The 5,557-nt window shown below is 41.9% G+C and carries 4 protein-coding genes; all 4 read left to right on the plus strand.

Annotated features, from left to right (window positions below; all coding sequences use genetic code 11):
- On the plus strand, window positions 1–182 hold a 182-nt coding region (locus tag Q7J27_09165; GenBank protein ID MDO9529316.1), incomplete at its 5' end, for a hypothetical protein.
- Between the two features lie 39 nt (window positions 183–221).
- Complete coding sequence (locus tag Q7J27_09170) at window positions 222–3,383, plus strand: MBL fold metallo-hydrolase (protein ID MDO9529317.1); 3,162 nt, start codon at window positions 222–224, stop codon at window positions 3,381–3,383.
- Window positions 3,370–4,209 carry a prenyltransferase/squalene oxidase repeat-containing protein gene (locus tag Q7J27_09175; GenBank protein MDO9529318.1) on the plus strand — a complete coding sequence of 280 codons (840 nt, stop codon included), beginning with the start codon at window positions 3,370–3,372 and terminating at the stop codon, window positions 4,207–4,209. The genes Q7J27_09170 and Q7J27_09175 overlap by 14 nt, the downstream gene beginning before the upstream one ends.
- Window positions 4,161–5,557, plus strand: a 1,397-nt coding sequence (gene asnB, locus Q7J27_09180; protein MDO9529319.1) for an asparagine synthase (glutamine-hydrolyzing), incomplete at its 3' end; no start/stop codon positions are given. The genes Q7J27_09175 and asnB, both read left to right, overlap by 49 nt.

Raw genomic sequence — 5,557 nt, forward strand, 5'->3', positions numbered from 1 at the left:
CAATAATTTTCTGGACGAAGGCATCATCGAAAGGAGAGAGGAAAATGAAGAAAGTAAAAGCAAGATATGAAAAGCCAGTCTTGATTAAAGAGAAAACCATGAATTTCCCTGTTGAGATCATCAATGCTTCAGGCGGGAGAGTGGTATGCAGGCAGTGCTCATCTTGCCACGGCTGCCGTTAGGTTTTCAATTAGAATTTCTGAATATACGAGGTGTTGTTCATGTCTAATGCGTTTCATGACATGGAACGGCTCAATATTGTGTTTGATATCTGGATCGATGCAGAAGAATATGACTCGCTTCCTGATTATATTAAGCTAGAGGAAAAACTGGAAGATTGTATTGGGAAATTAGTTGATGACAACTCCAAGCATAAAAAGGAAACTTTTTCGTTGCTCTTGAAATTAGCAAACACAAATCCGGGATGTGATATTTTAAATTTAAAGAGTTACCCTGATAGGACACTCCTTGCTTCAGATAGTGACTGGAATCCATTATTCCTCGCAAAATACCTCCGTGCAAAAATTCTTGAAAAAGGAACGGACGATTATACAAAATATCTTGAAGATCTCGTAACATACCTCCAGAGAAAGCTCCCATATCTGTCGCCCGGAACCACTGAAGAATCAATCCTCCAAAGTCTCTATTTTCAGGAACTCTCGGCATGCGGAAAACCTGGGCGCGAGTCTCTTGGCTTTGCGATCCAAGCGAATGAACTTTTAACCAAGGAGAAGAAGGAGAAAGAGAAAGAGAAAGACGAATGGGCGAGTCCCAAGGATGCTTCTCACTATAGCTTGGAACTTTATATATTATGGGCAAAATACAACCAAGGTATCGGCTATTCACATTCGGGGCAAAAGGATGAGGCATCCGAAGCTTTTGATAAAATAATTCACAATTTTGCCAAAAATGTTTCCCCCAACGATAAGGATTTATGGGAAAAATTGCTTTTTATCCCCGCAATTCTCTCAAAGGCGGAGTTGCTGGAGACTCTTCAATTTTCCTACCACACCATAAAAACATTGGAAAAACTGGATGATACCAAAAACAAAAGCAGACTTATCAAGGAAGCCCTTGCTTACAGAGATATGGGGAGGCTAAATGACGCGAAGGACAAAATAAAGGAACTTTTGCTTGGCAATGACTACAATGATGTTGATTTGAACAAAATCAAAATCGAAATATTTTTCGAAGCAGTCGAAGAGGAAATAAAAAAGAACATAAAAAGCAAAACCCTAGGGCTTCTATTTGATTATTTTTTGTTGGAATTAGAACAAAGCTACTTGGAATTAGAACAAAACTACGTAAAAGAGAGTGATTCTGATAAAAAAGAGAGAGATGATAAATTAAAAAATGATTCTATTGTATTAAGTAATCAATTTAAAAAACAATTGCCGACAGCACAAACAAGCAGTGAACAAACAAGCAGTGATAGCAATGATTGTGAATTAATTCAAAATAAACAAGACAGAGCAAGTTTTTATCAGCAGGCAACCAGGTTTTTGAAAATCCTTTCGGACAGGCTTGAAAAAGGAAAAGATCAACCAACACATGATCATTATTCTGGGGAAATCAAGGAACTTTACGGAAAACTAAAAGATTATCTGCTCCCCGACAGTAAGGACCCTTCGAAGAAGGAATATCGCCTAAAGCTTGAAGATTTAGAAAAATACGATTACAACCGATACACTGAATCAATGGAGAAATTTTATAGGAACCTGACTTCGTGTAATATTTTCGAGTACCAGAATGACGAAATTGACCTGTTAAAAAAACTCAATAAATTCGAAGAAGAAAAATCATTTCTTTTCAAATTTAAAGAATTGGAACGAATTCAAAGAATCAACCAATTAGTAAAATCCAAATTTAATTGGCTACGTCCTGTTCCATGCAGAAGATGTTTCCGTAATTCAAGAGAAAAGGCTTTCAATGGTGTTCTAAGTTGCTGTTCGATTCCGATGAGCCTTGGGAGGCAAGACGAGCCTGATACAAGGCTTATTGCAGAAGATTACGAAAACATCATGGAAAGAGAAAACAACCGATTTTTAGATTATCTGGCGCATAAAAGTCGCCACCCTGTATATCAAATCCCCAAAGATAAGGATAACAGACGAAGGTCATTACATTTCATGGGGCTTCAGCGATGGAACTCTCAAACCCCTACTCTTACCATGTCCCAAGGTGGAGGATATTTTCTTTACGAACAGGATAAAGACGGCAACGTGGTTCTAGGGATTGCCATCGACCCGGGCTTCGACTTTGTCGATAATCTCTTCCACATGGGATTTACCATGCATGATATAGACTTCATCCTGCTTTCGCATGCACACTCCGACCATATCCGTGATTTTGAGCCAATCATCTCATCTCTGCTGGATTTACGTAAAAGAAAAAGGGGCGCAATGAAAAAGATTCACGCCGTGATGACCTGGGGCGTATACGATAGGTTGAAACATGTAATTACAAATCCTACATTGCGTGAATTTCTGGCAGACACGTATATTGTGGATATTAACAAGGACCTAAAACCTGGGAATAGACCTAATGATATTTCTTTCAGGTTTAAAAAAGATAAAGACAAAAAAGGATTTACATCAATCATCGATGACAATGACAAATCTCAAAATATCGAAATCAAAACAAGGTACGCATATCACAACGATTTTTCGGAAATATCTGATTCCTACGGGTATATTATCGATTTTTATGATGGACCCAAAAATCTGGTTTACTCTTTTGGCTATACGGGTGATACAAAATGGCACAGCTCAGAGAATATACAAGATAAAATGCCAGAAATACATACACAATACAAAGAATGCGATGCCGTCTGCATACACCTCGGCGCATTGATAGAAAGCGAAAATGGGAAAAGAAATAAATTTAAGCATTACAAAGGTCCCGAGTGTGATGCACTGATCGAGGAAAAGCAGCATCTTTATCTATTCGGATTGCTGAGGTACCTGCAAAATATCCAGGAAAATTCCTGTAAAAACAGGCTTTTATTGATATCGGAGTTTGGCGAGGAACTGAAAGGAGGCATCCGCATTGATTTCATAAGACGACTGAACGAACTTCTAAAACCTAGAAGCGAATCTCCGGTGTGCCTTCCTGTTGATATTGGACTGAACGTTGTTCTGGCATCACAGATTGAGAGTAAGGAGTGGGAAAAAGGGCATAAAGTCTGGTGCTATGGGTGCGAGAAGTTTGTCGATTACAGTAATATCGGTTACCGCCACTTCAGTCATGGTAATAGCGATGAAGCCCTTTTTTACTTCTGCAATACATGCCTTAAATCAAAGCCAGAAAACTTTTTCCAAAGCAAAATGCGGCTGATTTGTGAAAACGGACTACCATTGGAGAAAGCTTTTGAAAACAAATAAGGTTAACACAGCGAATATATACAGAACAGCGCTTCAACTATCCCGATTTATTGGGTCGGCTCTCAAAGGAGAGAAAGAAGTTAAGAGGATAGCGCTCTGCGCTTTGTCTCTGGTATATGCCGGAGTTCATCCAAAAGGAGATTTGTTCAGCATGGCTGCCAGGTATATAGCTGATCGGCAGCAGGAAGACGGCGGCTGGTCCGATGTCGAAGAAACAGTCCTATCAGTAAAGACGATATCGCTCCTGGGTCGCGGAAAATATGATCCATCGGTGGAAAGAGGGAAAATATGGCTGCGATGCCAGCAGAATCCTGATGGTGGCTGGGGACGATCGATCCGTGATATCTCCCGGATCCCCGTTACCGGATTTCTGCTCTATCTCCTGCCCGGGATCTCCGATTCGAAAACGGTATCATGGCTTAGGGATGAATGGCGAAAAGATTTTGGATGTGATGTGAAACTCACTTACAAAGGGAGCTTTTTCCTGTTGGGACTTTCTGCTTTCGGCGTGCCAGCAAATGATTGCCCCCTGATCGGAGAAACGTACGCATATTTGCATGAAGAACAAAATGACAACGGTGGGTTTGCCCCCTGGAAGGACCATCCGATAGGAAGCGATCCATGGTCCACTGGAGTTGTACTGCTGGGGCTTCTTTCATACCCCGAACTTGTAAAAAGGGCGGTAATAGAGAAAACGGCAAACTGGCTGACAGAGACTCAACTTCCCAATGGACTCTGGCCTTGCCATTATCTCGAAGAGGGTTCTTCCTATGCATATTGGGGACTAGTCGAAGCTATCAAGTATTTATCGAAAGACTTAGACTGATGTGCGGCATCTGCGGAATATATAACGAGAGAAACGGGAAAATAGTAACGGCAATGCTCTCATCCATCCGCCACCGAGGGCCGGATTCCTTCACCACAACCTTATTTGAAAACCATTCCATTGGTGAATGCGGTCTGCATATTGTCAGCACAAAAGATGATGTGCTCCCCTTGATCGACGAGAAAGACAGCATTGCCCTTCTTTTCAATGGAGAAATCTATAATTACAAAGAGATAAAAAAAGAACTTCTACGAGACGGGTATTTGTTTAAGCCCAAGTCCAACTCCGACTCTGATGTTATCATTCCGCTTTACCTGAAATACGGTGTCGATTTCGTAAGGCATCTTAAAGGGATGTTTGCCATTGCTCTGGTCAAGAGCGATGAAATCATCCTCGCGCGTGACCGATTCGGCATCAAGCCTCTTTTTTATTACCGGTCAGGAGAAAAACTCATCTTCGGCTCCGAAATAAAAGCTCTTCTACAGCATCCCGATGTTCCTGCAAGGATTGATATCGATGCCCTGCAGGAATTGACAGTCTTCGGGTATGTTTTCTCCGAGAAACAAACCCCCCTTCAGGATATAAGGCAGGTCGCCCCAGGCACCATCGTTAGATTCAACGGCCAGGAACTATCAAGATACAAGTACTATCAGCCTCCGCTCTCCTTTTATTCACCCCACAGGAGCAATACCTACCCTGAAGCAACTGAGCAGCTTGGCGAAATACTGAACAATACATTCGCCACATTGCTTAACCACGGCGGTCATGAAACCGGAGTCTATTTATCGGGTGGCATCGATTCAACTATGATGGCTGTCCTGTCTACGGAAATTCTTAACAAGCCGATAAAAACATATACCTTGTATGATTGCGATGATGCACCGGATCTTGAGTATGCAAGAAAGGTATCTGCTGCAATTGGATCTGAGCACAGCGAATTCCATGTCGGCATCCAGGACTATCTCGATGAGCTGCCTCACTTTATTTATCACTACGAAAACATCATGGCGGGAGGCGTTTTTGATATCCAGGGTTCGCTTGCCTTTCAGATCATTTCAAAGCATATTTCCCAATCCCATAGGGTGGCCTTCACCGGCGAGGGTGCAGATGAACTATTCGGTGGATACTATTGGATATATACCCATCCCCTTGGATTCTCCGACAGAATAAGAAAACGGGCAACTAACCTGCCTGCGGGATCAAAAGTCAGAGACCTCGTAGCAGATCTGTTTCCACAGCCGGAAAATGAAAGAACATACAGGAAGAATCTCTTTGATATGCTGTTGAGAACGGGTCTTTCTAACTATCATCTCTGGAGCGTCGACCGGTCATGTGCATCGTTTGGATT

This window comes from Syntrophales bacterium (assembly GCA_030655775.1).
Taxonomy (GTDB): domain Bacteria; phylum Desulfobacterota; class Syntrophia; order Syntrophales; family JADFWA01; genus JAUSPI01.

Coding starts and splice junctions, on each gene's coding strand:
- Q7J27_09170 (MDO9529317.1), top strand. CDS start 222: ATGTCTAATGCGTTTCATGACATGGAACGGCTCAATATTGTGTTTGAT.